Source organism: Fontibacillus phaseoli (assembly GCF_003337355.1).
GTDB classification, from domain to species: Bacteria; Bacillota; Bacilli; order Paenibacillales; family Paenibacillaceae; genus Fontibacillus; species Fontibacillus phaseoli.
Genome location: NZ_QPJW01000013.1, coordinates 87,609 through 103,813 on the forward strand (window position 1 = coordinate 87,609; position 16,205 = coordinate 103,813).

The 16,205-nt window shown below is 52.4% G+C and carries 11 protein-coding genes; 9 read left to right on the top strand and 2 right to left on the bottom strand.

The annotated features are described in order from the left end of the window. Positions 1 to 50: 50 nt before the first annotated feature. Entirely contained in the window at positions 51 to 1,355 is a 1,305-nt protein-coding gene (locus DFP94_RS21580; RefSeq protein WP_114498544.1) for a stalk domain-containing protein, read from the top strand. Positions 1,356 to 1,443: 88 nt separating this feature from the next. On the opposite strand, the gene DFP94_RS21585 is transcribed toward DFP94_RS21580, so the two are convergent. After that, positions 1,444 to 2,217 carry a class I SAM-dependent methyltransferase gene (locus DFP94_RS21585; protein ID WP_114498545.1) on the bottom strand — a complete coding sequence of 258 codons (774 nt, stop codon included), beginning with the start codon at positions 2,215 to 2,217 and terminating at the stop codon, positions 1,444 to 1,446. 392 nt (positions 2,218 to 2,609) lie between these two features. Here DFP94_RS21585 and DFP94_RS21590 point away from each other — a divergent pair, with 392 nt between their 5' ends. The 8 genes from DFP94_RS21590 to DFP94_RS21625 all read left to right on the top strand — a co-directional run bounded on the left by DFP94_RS21590 (position 2,610) and on the right by DFP94_RS21625 (position 14,795). Next, positions 2,610 to 4,913 (top strand): glycoside hydrolase family 65 protein, encoded by a 2,304-nt coding sequence (locus DFP94_RS21590; protein ID WP_114498546.1) that lies wholly within the window; start codon positions 2,610 to 2,612, stop codon positions 4,911 to 4,913. Between the two features lie 4 nt (positions 4,914 to 4,917). Continuing rightward, positions 4,918 to 7,209: a glycoside hydrolase family 65 protein gene (locus tag DFP94_RS21595; protein WP_114498547.1), complete on the top strand. Its 2,292-nt coding sequence runs from the start codon at positions 4,918 to 4,920 to the stop codon at positions 7,207 to 7,209. Between the two features lie 29 nt (positions 7,210 to 7,238). Beyond that, positions 7,239 to 7,871 carry a beta-phosphoglucomutase gene (gene pgmB / locus DFP94_RS21600; protein WP_114498548.1) on the top strand — a complete coding sequence of 211 codons (633 nt, stop codon included), beginning with the start codon at positions 7,239 to 7,241 and terminating at the stop codon, positions 7,869 to 7,871. 286 nt (positions 7,872 to 8,157) lie between these two features. Beyond that, entirely contained in the window at positions 8,158 to 9,966 is a 1,809-nt protein-coding gene (locus tag DFP94_RS21605) for a sensor histidine kinase (RefSeq protein WP_114498549.1), read from the top strand. Between the two features lie 20 nt (positions 9,967 to 9,986). Then, on the top strand, positions 9,987 to 11,324 hold the full coding sequence (locus tag DFP94_RS21610) for a response regulator transcription factor (RefSeq protein WP_114498550.1): 1,338 nt from the start codon (positions 9,987 to 9,989) through the stop codon (positions 11,322 to 11,324). 94 nt (positions 11,325 to 11,418) lie between these two features. Continuing rightward, complete coding sequence (locus DFP94_RS21615; protein WP_114498551.1) at positions 11,419 to 12,351, top strand: carbohydrate ABC transporter permease; 933 nt, start codon at positions 11,419 to 11,421, stop codon at positions 12,349 to 12,351. Position 12,352: 1 nt separating this feature from the next. Continuing rightward, entirely contained in the window at positions 12,353 to 13,219 is an 867-nt protein-coding gene (locus DFP94_RS21620; protein ID WP_114498552.1) for a carbohydrate ABC transporter permease, read from the top strand. A 130-nt stretch (positions 13,220 to 13,349) separates the two neighbouring features. Beyond that, positions 13,350 to 14,795 carry an ABC transporter substrate-binding protein gene (locus tag DFP94_RS21625; RefSeq protein ID WP_114498553.1) on the top strand — a complete coding sequence of 482 codons (1,446 nt, stop codon included), beginning with the start codon at positions 13,350 to 13,352 and terminating at the stop codon, positions 14,793 to 14,795. A gap of 65 nt (positions 14,796 to 14,860) precedes the next feature. Here the strand turns inward: DFP94_RS21625 and DFP94_RS21630 are convergent, their stop codons facing one another. After that, the gene (locus DFP94_RS21630) at positions 14,861 to 16,174 is read right to left on the bottom strand and encodes a glutamate-1-semialdehyde 2,1-aminomutase (protein ID WP_114498554.1); all 1,314 of its coding nucleotides are present in this window, start codon (positions 16,172 to 16,174) and stop codon (positions 14,861 to 14,863) included. Positions 16,175 to 16,205 lie beyond the last annotated feature (31 nt).

Sequence of the window (16,205 nt, forward strand, 5' to 3'; positions counted from 1 at the left end):
CCGGATTTCTATCGCAATCTATTATTTTATTTCATAGAAGGAGTAAATTTATGAATTACAATAAGTTCAAAAATAAAAGCCGCATCCTGGCTTCCGGCATGCTCACGGCTGCTCTGGTGCTGGGAAGCGGGGCATCGGCGTTGGCGTCGTCATCCCTGCCTCAAGGAGACGTCACAACGGGAAGCGCGGCTCTTGCTAGCGCAATCCAATCAGGCAGCCAATTGATCGTGGCGCTCGGCGATTCCATTACGGCGGGATATGAGCCGGGCATGAGCGAGGCCTCCGTGCCTTACGGTTATGTGGACCGGTTGAAGGAGCAGGCTTTGTTCCATGGCCGGGCCGAGGTGGTGAACTACGGGATTTTGGGGTTGAAGACGGACGGATTGCTTAACTACGTATCCGCCATTAAAGCGGGCAACGCGGTTACCGCAAACGATATTCAGGATGGGCTGCGCGATCCGCGCCTGGCCGGTCTTGCCGCCGGGACGGCTGAAGCCAAGTCCAAATTGGAGCAGGCCGATGCCATTGTGATCACGATCGGCGGCAACGATGTGTCGGCGCTGATCTTGGAAGCGAAGAATATGACGAACAACGAGCTTGCCGCCAAAGCCGCAGAACTGCTGAATTCATACCGGACAAATGTGCAGCAGACCTTGACTCTTTTGACGGAGATCAACCCGAATGCACAAATCGTGCTGGCCGATCAATATCAGCCTGTACCGAAGGTGGCGGGAACGGCGGTCTATGATCAGTTAACAAAAGCATCGGGCAGTTTTACCGCCGGTGTGGATGAACTGGCAAGCGCGTTGGCGAAAGAAGGCAAGCAGGTGAAGGCGGTTCATGTGGCCGAAGCCTTTGTCGGGAAGGAATTGTCGCTGACCCATATTTTCAATGAGGATGTGCATCCCAATCAGGCCGGCTATGAAGTGATCGCCAAGATCATGGCCCAAAATATATGGGGAAGCTACCTGGAGACGGCGGCCAAATTGGGCAAAGCCGAAATCTCGATCGTCGTAAAAGGCAAGGAACTGTCTACGCCTTATGCACCGGTACTTAAAAAGGGCCAGACTTTCCTCGCATTGAAAGATATTACGGACGCTGTCGGCGGCCAGTCCCGTTGGGACTCGCAGGCGGGCACCGCGACGATTACCTATGCCGGCCGGACCGTGGTGATCCCGGTAGGCGCGAAGCAGATTACGGCAGACGGAGTCAAGGTGGATACGGCGACGCCTGCATTTTTGCACAAAGTGGGCAAAGAGCAGAAAACTTATGTTCCGCTGGCCGTGTTAGTAGCAGGCCTTGGTCTTGATGTCCAATACAGCCCGAAAATGAAGACGGTATTTATTAACTTATAATCTATGCATATCAAAAAACAAGGCGATCTGCGGGTGCGGAAAGCCTTGTTTTTTTGAGTGGGGAGAAGCTTGCGGTGCAACCTGTAATTTATGGATGCTTTACGGCCACGATCCGCAACCGTACATAATCTGCGAACCATTCGCCGTCCCGGAACAACTCCCTTTTCGCTAGCTTTGCCACCTTATGAAGAACGTTAGCTTTTTCGGCCTCCTTAAAGCCTGCCAAAAACGAGCCGGCGGCGAATCCGTTCAGCCAATGGATCAGACCGTCTTCGCCTTCTCCCAGCTTGGTGGGCCGGTCGAAATGCGCTGCATAGGCGATACGGAAGCCAAGCTCCTCTAGCAAAACGCTGTATTCCCCCAGGCTTGGGAAATACCAGGGATTGAGCGGCCCGGCATCTATTCCGTAATCTTGTTCCAGAACCGTCTCCAAGCTCTGAACAATCGCCGCTACATTCCCTTTCCCTCCGAATTCCGCCACGAAGCGTCCCCCGGGCCTCAAGGCGTTCCAAACCGAGCCGGCTGCACCCCGGGCATTTTTCATCCAGTGCAAGGCCGCATTGGAGAACACCGCGTCAACCGAACCGTTTAACTCGAAATCTTCAGCATTTCCCACTTTGAAATTCAAATGAGGATATTTAATCCTTGCCTGCTCAATCATCGTTACCGCCAAGTCCATGCCCAGCACTCCGGCGCCAGACTTGGAAATTTCCTGAGTCAGATCCCCGGTGCCGCATCCCAGATCGAGAATCTGTTCGCCAGGCTTGGCACGAAGCAATTCCACGACGCCTTTTCCGTATTCCGCTACATACCCCAGTTTTTCATCGTACATCCCGGGATGCCAAACCTGCTTTCCGCTCATTCCCGTTTCCTCCTCGGCCATGTCATGAGTTCATTATGCGGCATGAGCTGGAATTGTTGAAATATATAGTTCGAATCATCTTAATAGGTTAATCCTATAGACGTCTAATTTTAGACTGGATCTGTCGATCGAAGGACCGTGGACTTCCGTATCCCTAACGGTAATTTGACCGTGAAACTAGGGGTCCAGGCCGGCGATCAGCTTGCGCAGTGCGCTCTTTCCGCAGCAGTTTTACCATCTCCGTATGATCGCACATAAGGTCATTAGAGTTGGACATTGGGCCGGTAAGTCCTCATAGGCTAATCTGGAGAAGAACTGACTGCCTTGGCTTAGGTTTATCGGAAGATAGCATAGAGATGCAAAGTAAAACTGTAAAGGAGTGGGAGCGGAACATGCCGAAAATCGCGGATAAATACTTGGTGGTTGATCCCTGGAAAGTGGTGGAGGAAGGATTCGATCCGGCGCGCAACCGGGTTTCCGAATCGATTTTTTCACTGGGGAATGAATATATGGGGGTCAGAGGGTACCCGGAAGAAGGATATGGCGGGGATACGCTGCTCGGGAGCTATTTTAACGGCCTGTTCGAAGAGAGCAAGGTCGAGGCCCATTATAAAGGCATCATTAAATCGCTGCGTTTTATGGTAAACGCGGTGGATTGGCTGTATGCCCGGATTACGGTGGATGGGGAAACGCTTGATCTGGCCGAAAGCCGGTTTTCCGATTTCCGCAGGGAACTGGATTTCAAGAGCGGAGCTTACACCCGTGAATTCGTATGGCATCTGTCAAACGGAAAAAGCATGAAGCTCAAGTTCGAGCGGTTTGTCAGCATGACCATCTCCCATCTGGGCTGCCAGCGGATACTGTTCGAGCCGCTTAATTTCTCCGGCACGGTGCAGGTCAAGACCGGTCTTGATTTTTCCGTCTTGCACGAGGATCAGGGCCGCAGTTATTGGGGGACGCTGAAACGGCAGGAAATAGACGGAATGGCGGGCATTCTCGGCCAAACGGTAAATACAAAGAACCGGTTGTTCTCCGCCTTCCGGGTGGAGGCACCGGGTCAGCTCGACAATAAGCTGGTGGAGAGCGACCGTTTCATAGGCCGCGACGTGCTGCTCAAGCTGGAACAAGGCAAATGTACTGCACTGGACAAACTGACCGTGAATTATGCGGAAAAAGACCTCAGCCTCGATCATGAGAGCGTATGGCGGAAAGGCATGGAGCTTGCGGGGCAATACGCGGACCTGAGCTATGATCAGGCGGCCTTGCAGCAACGCGAGTATTGGACTGGAGTCTGGAACGCCTCCGATATAGCAATTGAAGGGGATCCGGAAAACCAGCAAGGGATCCGCTTCTGTATTTTCCAAATGTATCAGACTTATCACGGCGACAACCCGGGCTTCAACATCGGAGCGAAGGGGCTGACGGGCGAAGCTTACCGCGGCCTGGCGTTCTGGGACACGGAATCGTACTGCCTGCCGTTCTATATTTTCAACAATCCGAAGGCGGCCAAGAGTCTTCTTGAATTCCGCTACAAATCGCTTCCTTATGCGCTGCAGCGGGCGAAGGAGCTGGATTGCGAGGGCGCGTTCTATCCGATCGCTACCATCGACGGCACGGAGAGCTGCGATTTGTGGCAGCATTCCAACCTGCAATTGCATGTAGGCACCGCGGTCGCTTATGGCATCCGTCATTACGTCAACATTACGAGCGACACCACCTTTTTGTATGAAAAAGGCCTGGAAATGCTGATTCAAATCAGCCGTTTCTACGCCACGCGGGGACAATTCGGGCAAAAGACCGACGAGTACGGTTATTTTGGCGTCATGGGTCCCGATGAATTCCAACTGATGGTCAACAACAATTGCTATATTAACCTGATGGCCAAGAAAATGTTTGAATATACCCTGGAGTCGATAAGCCGAATGCGCGGCGAGGAAGCGGCCGCTTTTGGCGAGCTTGCGGAGCGGTTGGGATTAACGGAGGAGGAGCAAGCCGATTGGGCTAACAAGGCCGAGCGCATGAAAATCCCTCAAGACCAAGCAAGCGGAATTTATGAAGAGCATGATGGCTTTTTCGATATGCCGCATCTGGATATTCACTCTATTCCGGTAACTGAGTTTCCGCTCTATTCGCACTGGTCTTACGACCGCCTGTACCGGTACGACATGATCAAGCAGCCGGATGTGCTGATGTTCATGTTCCTGTACAGTGGACAGTTCCCGCTAGAGGAAAAACGCGCCAATTATGATTATTATGAATCGAGATGTATTCATGAATCTTCGTTGTCGCCATCGATCCACTCCATCATCGCCGCCGAGATCGGCCGGCCGGAGGAAGCGTACAAGTTCTTCGAATTTGCGACGCGTCTTGATCTGGATAATTATAACCGCAATACCCGCGAAGGTCTGCATACCACGTCGATTGCCGCCGCCTGGATGAATATCGTGTATGGCTTCGGCGGTATGCGCTCGGACGGGGAGAAGCTGGTGTTTAACCCGAGCATCCCTGAGCGGTGGGGGCAATACCGCTTCCCGATCACTTTCCGCGGAACGAAGCTGGCCGTGGAAGTGAACAAGGAGTATGCGTATTTCCGTGCCGATTCGGGAGAACCCGTGGAAATCTCGCTGTACGGTCAATGTTACCGGGTAGGGGTCGAGGGTATCAAGGTCGCTTTGGATCAAGTAAAGGTAGGGTGACAGGGTGAACTGGAGAATACGGGAGCAAGGATTCGATAAGGACCGGATAGCCGCGAACGGCAACAAATTCATGATTGGCAACGGATATATGGGTTACCGGGGAACGATGGAAGAATTCACGCGGGAAGAGCTGACGGCCACAACGCTGGCCGGGCTGTACGACCGGGTCGATGGGAAGTGGCGCGAGCCGGTGAACGCGCCGAACGGGCTCTTTACAGTCGCAGAGTATGAGGGGACGCCGCTTGGCGTCCTGTCCTCGGATGCGGAGGTTCTTGAGCATGAGCAGGAGCTTGATATCCGGCAGGCGGTGCACCGCCGCGTGACGGTGTTCGGGATACCCGGCAGAGCGGAGGAACGCCGGGTCACGGTTAATGCGGAGCGGTTTGCGAGCGCGGAGCGGCTGAACCTGCTCGCCGCCAAAATCTCGATTACGTCCAGTGCGGACGGCGAACTGGTGATCCGCACGGGGATCGACGGCGAGGTGTGGGACATTAACGGCCCGCATTTGGAAGGGCTGGCCGGACGCCAGGCCGAAGGGAGCTTGCTGCTTTCCGGAACGACGCAGGAACTGAAAGTGCCTGTGGCTGTAGCGGAAGCGGCAAGCTATGAATTTGACGCTGAAGCAGTCATAGAGGATACGGCAACCCCGGGATTAATGGCCCGGGAACTTCGCGTGCCATGCCGCGCGGGCGAGACGTATACGATCTATAAGTACGTAGCGGTGTTTACCGGCCTCGACGGCGCCGGCGATCCCGGCGAAGCGGCGCTGCGACTCAGCCGGGAGGCCGCCGTCCTCGGATATGAAGCTCTGCTGCGGGAGCACGCGGCAAAATGGGAGGAAAAGTGGAGCCGCGCCGATGTAGTGATTGAAGGCGATGAAGAGGCTCAACTGGCGCTGCGGTACAGCTTGTACCAGCTGTTGATCATCGCGCCGGAACATTCCGAGAAGCTGTCGATCCCGGCGCGCGGCTTGTCGGGCCAGGTGTATAAAGGCGCGGTGTTCTGGGATACGGAAATGTTCATGCTTCCGTTCTTCTTGTACAGTCAGCCGGAAGCGGCACGCAATCTGATGATGTACCGGGTCCATACGCTTGACGGCGCGCGGAGAAAAGCGGCGGAATACGGCTATGAAGGTGCGTTTTACGCCTGGGAAAGCCAGGAGAGCGGCGATGACGCCTGCACGCTGTTCAACGTCAACGACGTGTTTACCGGGCGGCCGATGCGTACTTATTTCCGCGACAAGCAGGTGCATATCAGCGCGGACGTGGCTTACGGGATCTGGCAGTATTACAGCTTCACCGGAGACGGTAGCCTGCTGTTGAACGGAGGAGCAGAAACGGTATGGGAATGCGCCAGATTTTTTTACACTTATGCCTATTTTAATCCCGGCAAACAACGCTATGAAATTCTCGATGTCACCGGGCCGGACGAATATCATGAGCGGGTGAACAACAATGCGTTTACGAATGCCCTGGTCAAACGATCCCTGTACGTCGCTCTGGAGGCGATGGACTTCCTGCGCACGAATGACCCGCAGCAATATGAGGCGCTCGTTAAGGGAAGCGCGATTCAGCCGGAACATATCCGCGATCTGCATGATCGCCTGTACGTACCGCAGCCGGACGCCGAGACCAAGCTGATTGAGCAGTTCGATAGATACTTTGCGTTAGAAGACGTTCCGCTGCCGGAGCTGAAATCGAGAGTGTTGAACAAGAACGAATATTGGGGCGGCGGGAACGGCCTGGCAACGACCACGCAAATATTGAAGCAGGCCGATGTGGTGCTGATGCTGCATCTGTTCCAGAATCAATACGACCGGGAAACGAAGAAAGCGAACTGGGAGTTTTACGAACCGCGCACCGAGCACGGCTCAAGCCTGAGCTCCTGCATCTATGCTCTGGTGGCCGCGGATATCGGTTCTTCAGAATGGGCTTATCCCTACTTCCTGCGAACGGCGACCATTGACCTGACCGGGGATTCCAAGCAATACGTTGGAGATTTGTATATCGGCGGCACGCATCCAGCAGCGAACGGGGGCGCCTGGATGGCGGCGGTGCTAGGGTTTGCCGGGATATCCTTCGACGGAAAGACGGCAAGCATTAAGCCGTCGATGCCGCAGAAATGGCAGGCGGTGGAACTTTCGCTGATCCTGAGAGGCCAATCCTTTAAGGTTCGCGTCATGCCGACCGGCGTTGCCGTAGAAGCCGGGGCGGGTAACGGCGAAACGGTGGCGTTCAAGATCGGGACTCGTGATATTCAGGTCGCGCCCGGTGAGACGGCTAGGGTCGATCTATAAAAAATAGAATCAAGCAAGGAGAGAATATCATGCTGGAAACGATGAAAGGCGCAATCTTCGATTTGGACGGGGTGATCGTGGATACCGCGAAATACCACTACCTGGCTTGGCGCTCATTGGCGCAGCGGCTCGGGTTCGAATTCACGGAGGAAGACAACGAACGGCTTAAAGGGGTCAGCCGGATGGAATCGCTGCAAATCTTGCTGGAGGTCGGCGGTGTGGAAGCCGATGAGGCTGAGCGGCTTGAAATGGCCGACGCCAAGAACAAGGAGTACGTGGACTACATTTCCCGGCTGGAGCCGTCCGAAATTTTGCCGGGGGCGAGAGCGTATTTGCTGTTGCTGAGAAGCAAGGGAGTCAAGGTAGCGCTCGGCTCGGCGAGCAAGAATGCGGAGTTCATTCTGAATCGGCTCGGGATTACGGAGTTGTTCGACGCCATCATTGATGGTACGAAAGTGTCCAAAGCCAAGCCGGACCCTGAGGTGTTTCTGGCGGCCAGCGCTGCGCTGGGGCTGGAGCCGTCCGAATGCGTCGTGTTCGAAGACGCGGCGGCCGGAGTGCAGGCCGGCATATCCGCCGGCAGCAAGGTGGTCGGCATCGGCAGCGCCGATATTTTGGCGGAAGCCGACCGCGTGATTGGCGGCTTATACGAACTGGTTTGATAAAGGCAAGCTACCGTTCAGCCAAGCGATAAAGTGATTATGAATTTCAGCGAGTAGAAATCAAGCTGGACTAGAAATGAGACCTGAGGCGAAGCCTGCCTCAGGTCTTTTTCATGTCTTCCGTGTAATTTTTGCTGGCAAGCCGTCCGAAATCCTTTACACTAGGGAGGGAAACGGCACGCGGAGCGAAAGATCTCATCGGAGAAACGCTCATGATGTGCGTAGAAATGCGCATACCTGCAGGTTTCATTCTTGTTATAGTTAAAGTGCCGGGGGTGCAAAGAGATTGAGACAGAAATTCAGGAATCCGCTCAACAAAATGAATGTGAAGCAGCAGCTATTCCTGCTGTTTTTGGTCATTATTATTCCGCTATTGGTCTTGAACGCCTATGGCAACTTCCGGGCGGACCAAATCTTGAAGCGGCATGTTACGAATGCCTATATCGAATTGAACAAGCAAAATTTCCGGCTCATCAACCGGGATATCGAAGCGGTCAACAAAGTTACCTCGACGGTGTTTCAAAATTCGCTGTTGCAGCAATTGAATCCGGTTTCAACAGGGGAGACGGTGCTGGAACGGGTGAAAAACTACGAGAAACTGGAAGACCTGCTGACAAACTATTCGCAGGAAACGGATGAACGAGAGCCGTTGTATTATTCGCTCTATGTTTATGATCCAAAGAATACGTATTTTTTCGCGCCGTATTATCCGGGCAAACGAACATCCGGGGTATATTTTTTCTCGGAACAGGAGAAGCCAGATTGGTTTGATGAAGCGGTAGCGAAAAAAGGGAAGGGCTACCTGAGGCTGGTCGAGCATTTATCGCCTCCGTCCAAGGGACAGGGAGACCAGAGGACACTGGCTTACATCCGGGCGATCAACAATATCTACAAAAACGGAACGATTGGGGTGCTGGTCGTGACGAATCTGGACGGACGGATCGGGGAATCCTTGCAGACCGTTTCCTTGCCGGAAGGGGAGCTATATTTTACGGATTTTGAAAACCGGATCTTGACCGCCCGGACAAAGGATCACAGCGCGATATTGGAGCTGCCCCCGGAGGCGGAGATCGGCGATTCCGCCATCGGCGTGAAGGATATCATCACCGACAAATTTATTTATGTCATTAATTATAATCGCGTTCTACAGCAAAAGCTGGTTTACAAAGTGCCGGTTCAAGCGCTGCTGCAGCAGCAGAATGAAATCAAGCAGGTCATTCAGCTGATTTCGGTCGTTTTTTTCGCCGGAAGCCTAATCTTCATGCTATATTTTTGGCGCTCGCTCATGACGCCGATTCAGAAGCTGGTTTATTTCGTCAGGCGTTATGAACCCGGGAACGTGGTGCCGGAGACGCCGCGGCGAAACAAGAACGATGAGATCAGCGTGCTGATGTCCACGATTTACGACATGGCCCGGCGCCTGAACGATCTGGTTCATTACAAATACACGATGGATCTGAAGCAGAAGGAGTCGCAACTGCAAATTCTTTATCAGCAAATTAATCCCCATTTGTTATACAACACCCTGGAAAGCATCTACTGGAAAAGCTCCATGGAGGGGAACCACGTCTCCACGGAGATGATCAAGGAGCTGTCCAAACTGATGAAAATCAGCCTTAGCCGGGGCAGGGAACTGATTACGCTGGAGGAGGAACTGGAGCATGCATCAGCTTATATCAAACTTCAGCAGCACCGATATGACTATCAATTCCGGGTTTTGATCAACATCCCAGAGGATTTGCTTCCGGTCGTCATTCCCAAGATTTCGCTTCAGCCGTTGATTGAGAACGGAATAATTCACGGGGTGAGGCATATGGGCGAGGACGGGGAAATCGGGATCAGCGCCCAAGGAGATGAGGAGAACATCTATCTCTATATCGAAGACAACGGATATAAGCCGGTAGATTATGACATGATCAACCGGCTGCTGGAAGAGGAAAGTCCGAATCCGGCGTTCGGATACGGCATTCGCAACATACACCAGCGTATTCGGCTGCATTTCGGGCCGGGCTACGGTCTGTCCTACGCGGAGCGCCAAGGGGGCGGGACGAAGGCGACCCTTCATCTTCCCAGATCGCTTCAGTCGGAGGAATAAGCAACCAGGAGGAATCTAACATGTACAATATTTTGGTCGTTGACGACGAACCGTTGATTTGCAAAGGCCTGGCCGGACTATTAACCTCGTCTGGACTAGGAATCGGGACGATTTACACCGCCTATAGCGGCCACGAGGCGTTGGACTATATTCGGATGGAAGAGATCGATCTGCTCGTCACGGATATCCAGATGGGAGAGATGAATGGCATAGAGCTGATGCATCAGGCAAAAATGATCAAACCTTGGGTGCAAACCATCATTATTTCCGCACACGAGACTTTCCAATATGCACAAATGGCGCTCCGGCTCGGAGCCAGGGATTATCTGATCAAACCGCTGGGCCGGGAACAGTTCCTTGATTCGGTCCGAAACACCTTGCTGAAGATGGATAAACCGGTGCCGCAAATCGACGATTTTTTGTTGCAGGATACCGAGCATTTCCATATGGAGGAGCTTGAACCGGAACAAAATGAACGGTTGAAGACATTGCTCGCAGCCAATATGCCTGCGGGGGAAGATGCCGGATTACGGGAACTGGAGAACGAATTGGGGGTCCGGGGGCCTTATTTTTCTATCATCAAACTGAGTCTGGATCACCGCAAAACGGGCGGAGGAGATCGAGAGAACGCCTATACCGACAGGGACGCCAAGCTGTTCCGGTATGCGTCCTTGAACGTAGCCAAAGAGCTGCTGTACAAAGAGTGGAATGCGCTGGCCTGTTATTCCGCCGATTGGGAAATCAGTATCCTGCTGCAATGGAATGAAGCGGAGTATGCCGAGTTGGACGTGAATAAAATCAACCAGCTTGAGATGATCGGACGCAGCCTGCACCATCATGTGAACAAGTATCTTGGAATCGAGGCGACGGTCGGCATCAGCCAGATTTTGAGGGGCGCCGAGTTTTTGAGCGTACTGAGCCGGCAAGCGGAGAAAGCGATTCTTTGGGGCGCGGAACAAGGGGATTACCACGTTTTTTATTACGGCGATTTTAATTGGAATAACTTTACCCAGGATCCTTCCGCCGAAGAATTGTCTTCGCAGAACAACCGGATCGTCCAGAGCGCCAAACAATATATCGAAGGAAACTACAGCCAGAAGGGACTCACCATTCATGACGTGGCCAAGAAAAATCATGTCAGTCCCAATTACCTGAGCTACCTCTTCAAGAAAAATACCGGCTACAATTTATGGGAGTATGTAATCAAACTGCGGATGGAAGAAAGCAAATCGCTGATATTGAATACCGACTTGCGCCGTTATGAAATTGCAGAGCGAGTCGGATATGAATCCCCGGAACATTTCAGCAAGATTTTCAAAAAACACTTCGGTGTCAGCCCCTCCGACTTGAAGAAGTAAGAACGGTTATACTTCACATAGTTTTAGACATGTTCGGAGCCCCTGCATTTTCTTAAAATGAAAGCTGGACACTAAAGAGGAATGAGGGAGACTCATGGAGGAATCAGTGGTTTCACCAGCACGCAGGGCAAAGGGGCCTGAAAGAGAGACAAAGAAGCACACTCGGACATCAAACTGGAAAAAGCATATTTGGGGATATCTTTTTCTGGTTCCGGCAATCGTCATTTTTATTATTTTTTTATGGGTTCCGATCATTAAAGGAATGGTTTACAGCTTCTACAATATCGATTTTGTAAAAGGAAACACGTTTGTCGGATTCGATAACTACATCAAAATTTTTCATAATCCGGACCTGTGGCTTTCCGTCAAGAACACGCTATATTTTATGTTCCTTACGCTGATTATGGGGTTCTGGGTGCCGATTGCGGCAGCTATCGCCATTTCGGAGTTGAAGTTCTTTCAAAGCTTTGCCCGGATCGCGGCCTATTTGCCTTTCGTCGTACCGGGAGTCGTTTTGTATGGCATGTGGAGATGGATGTATGACCCGGTAGGGCCGATTAACGCGATACTAGGCTGGTTCGGAGCCGACCCGGTCTCCTTTATTTCGGATGGGCGCTTCTCGATGATTTCCATCGTGTTCATGGAAACCTGGCAGCAGTTCGGCTCGGCGATGCTGATCTATTTGGCCGGGGTACTCAGCATTCCGAAAGACTGGTACGAAGCGGCCGAGATCGACGGCGCGGGAGTTTGGAACCGGATCAAGCACATCACGCTGCCTTCCATGCGCAGCCTGATCGTGCTGATGCTAATCTTGCAAGTCATCGGTACCTCGCAGGCGTATCAATCCCAACTGGCCTTGCTGGATGGCGGCCCGAACAAGGCTACGCTGACTTATGCGCTTTTTACGGTGAAATATGCGTTTACCCAATTGGATTATGGTGCCGGTACGGCGCTGGGCGTGCTCATGTTCATCGTGTTAGGCATTCTCGGCATCATTCAATTCAAGGTCAACAGGGAGGAATACTAAAATGGAAGAAAGAGGCATCTTATCGCGTTCAGACCTGCGGAAGCCGGGGAATAAAATCGTTTATGCCTTCATGGTTTTATGCATTGCCGTTATGGCCGTTACCATGCTGTATCCGATTCTAATGACGATGTTTAACGGGTTAAAAAGCAATCCCGAGATCAACACGTTCCCGCCGAAGTTCTTTCCAACGACATGGCACTGGGAAAACTTCACTAAGGGCTGGAATTATATCGAGTTGCCGGTGTTTCTCAAAAATACGATGTTTATATTCCTGGGGAACCTGGTCATGACCATTATGGTGCTTGGCTTGGCGGCGTTCAGTATTTCACGAATTCGCGTTCCTCATAGCCGGGCGATTTACTTCTTTATCCTGTTGACGCTGTTTATTCCGGCGACCAGCTATATGATTCCGAACTTCGTCAACCTCAAGGAATTGGGACTGTTAAATTCCTATTGGGCCTTTTGGCTGCCGGCCGGTGCGAATGCCTACTATTTTCTGCTCATGAAAAATTTCTTCGACGGGATCCATCCGGAAATTTTTGAAGCCGCCCGGATTGACGGTGCCTCGGAGCTGTCCAGTTATTTGAGGATTGCGATTCCGCTTTCGGTTCCCATCTTTGCGACATTGGCGATCTTTATTTTCTCCACCGCCTGGAACGATTGGTTCTGGCCGTCACTGGTTATGCACACGGAAGACAAGTACACGCTGGCAACCGCCATTTATAAATACGTAATCAATGCTCGGAGTTTGGATAGCAGCATTAAGTTTTCGATTCTGTTTATGGTCATGGTACCGCCGATCTTCGTATTCCTGGTATTCCAGAAGTTTATCGTCCGCAGCGTCAGCCTGTCGGCGGTGAAGGGATAGGATAGCGTTTTCATTTAGCGTAGCGCTGCACATGATCGCCATATGAATGCACATCGTCTTAGCCAGGGTTCGACTTTAAGATAGAAACGTAACTAAAAATAATATTCATTGAAAAGGGGAGTATCAATCAATGCGCAAGTTTTCAGCAGTCCTGATGTGCCTCATGCTGTTCGGTTCGCTGCTTGCTGCGTGCGGCGGCAAGAACAATGCGGAGGTCAAGACCAATGAAGGAGCGGTCACCAATTCGGGCGGAAATAATGCCACTCAGGCCGAAGGAACCACGGAAGATATTACGCAGAAAAAAATAACGTTGAAAATCCATTATCCGTTGCCGGATGAAACTACGCTTCGTGCGCAAGAGGACGATAAAATCGCCCGGTTCCAGGAAAAATATCCGAACGTAACGATCGTTAAGGATGACTGGAAATACGACATTAACGAAATCGGCGTAAAAATGGCGTCCAACGAAGCCCCCACTTTCTATAATACTTGGGCAACGGAAGCGAATTTCCTTGTAGAGCGCGGATGGGTCGCAGACATTACGGATCTCTGGAACAACTGGGAATATAAAGACGAGATCAACCCGGTGCTGCAAAATCAGTTTATCGTGGACGGAAAAGTATTCGGGGTAACTCAAAACGGTTATGTTACCTCCACGGTTGTGAACAAGAAATTGCTTGATGCGAAAAGCGTTACCGCCCCTGCCCTCGACTGGACCTGGGACGATATGTATAACACCGCTAAAGGCGTTGCCGATCCGAAAAAGGGCATTTCCGGGATTGCTCCGATGGGGAAAGGGAATGAAGCAGGCTGGAACTGGACGAATTTCCTGTTCGAAGCCGGTGGAGATATCGAAACGAACGTAGACGGCAAAGTAACGGCTGCATTCAACACCGAAGCCGGCGTCAAAGCGCTTGATTTCTATAAGAAGCTGAGATGGGAAGCCAATGCGATTCCTCAAGACTGGGCGCTTGGTTGGGGAGATGCGGTAAGTTCGTTCCAACAAGGGCGTACGGCCATGGTTATCGCCGGAGCTTTTGACGTAGTTCAAGCGGCTTTGAATGAAGGTGGCATGAAGCCTGAAGACGTGATCGTTTACCCGATGCCGGCTGCGGAGAAAGGCGGCAAGCATTACGGGATTCTGGGCGGCAACTATCTTGTAGTCAACCCGAACGCCACGAAAGACGAACAAGAAATGGCTTTCCGTTACATTACATTTGACTACTTTACCGACGATGCGTTGAAATCCGTAGAAGATACGATTCAAGCCCGTAAAGCGGAAGGTAAATACTATATCCCGACGCCGCTTGAATACTTCAGCGAAGATTCCGACTACGCTACGAAAGTAAAAGCGATTTACGACAAGTACGACAATGTGTACAAATATGATCCGAACCTCTTCACTTTGCTGGAAGGCAAGCCGGAAGCGCAGTTCGGCACCCAGGACTTCTACGCGACGATGTCCAACGTGGTGCAGGAATCGTTCTCCAAGAAAGGTACGGATTCCAAGAAGCAGCTGGATACAGCTGCACAATATGTGCAAGAGAACTACTTTGATAAAATTGAAGCCAAATAAGTAACGCAATAATTAAAGGCTGCCCGACGTAGTTTTGCTACGTCGGGCAGCCTTTTTATTGGCGCTTATTTTGAACTTATTTCATTGAACGACGCCTCGGCAGCATCCAGCGTGAAGTAGATATCTTCTTCCTTATGAGCCGTCGTCAGGAACCAGGCTTCGTACTTCGACGGGGCAAGATTGACGCCCCGGTTCAGCATGGCGCGGAAGAATGCGGCAAATACTTCGCCGTCGGTATCCTGCGCTTCGTCGTAATTCGTGACCGGATGGTCGCAGAAATGGGTGGAGAAGGAGCCGCGGATCCGGTTGATCGTAAGCGGGACGCCATGGCGGCTGGCGGATTCCGCCAGGCCGTTCGTCAGCTTGACGGTCAGGCGCTCCATCACTTCGTAGACGCCTTCGGCTTTCAGCACCTCGAGGCAGGCGATGCCCGCGGAAATGGATGCGGGGTTACCCGCCATCGTCCCGGCCTGGTACGCCGGTCCGAGCGGAGCGACCTGCTCCATGATTTCCTTGCTGCCGCCGTAAGCCCCGATCGGCAGGCCGCCGCCGATGATTTTGCCGAGTGCGGTCAGATCCGGCTTGATCAGATCATGATTGGCAAGTCCGGCATAGGTTTGAGCCGATCCGTAATGGAAGCGGAAGGCGGTGATGACTTCGTCATAAATGACGAGTGCCCCGTACTGCCGAGCCAAGCGGCAAAGATCTTCAAGAAAGCCGGGTTTCGGCATCACCATGCCGAAGTTGCCGACGATCGGTTCAACCATGACGGCAGCTACGTCATCGCCCCATTGTTCGAGAGCATCCCCCAGTGCCTCCGCGTCGTTGAACGGCACCGTGATTACTTCTTGGGCGATGCTCGTCGGGATGCCGGCGCTGTCCGGAATGCCGAGCGTGGACGGCCCGGAACCGGCAGCCACCAGCACCAAATCGGAATGGCCGTGGTAGCACCCGGCGAATTTAATGATTTTGTTGCGCTTCGTATAAGCGCGGGCTACCCGAATCGTCGTCATTACCGCCTCGGTGCCGGAATTGACGAACCGGACCTTGTCCATCGAAGGAATGGCTTCCTTCAGCATGACGGCCAGCTTGATTTCCAATTCGGTCGGAGTTCCGTACAACGTGCCGTTTGCGGCCGCTTCCTGAATCGCTTTGGTCACATGCGGATGGGCATGGCCCGTAATGATCGGTCCGTAGGCGGCGAGGTAGTCGACGTAACGATTTCCGTCCACGTCCCAGAAATACGCGCCTTCGGCATTTTTCATAAAGACGGGTGCCCCGCCCCCGACCGCCTTGAATGAGCGGGAAGGGCTGTTGACGCCGCCGACAATGTGTTTCAATGCTTCTTCGTAAAGAAGTTCCGATTGCTTTCGGTTCATAAAAGTAAAACGTCCTTTCAGAATAGGTTCG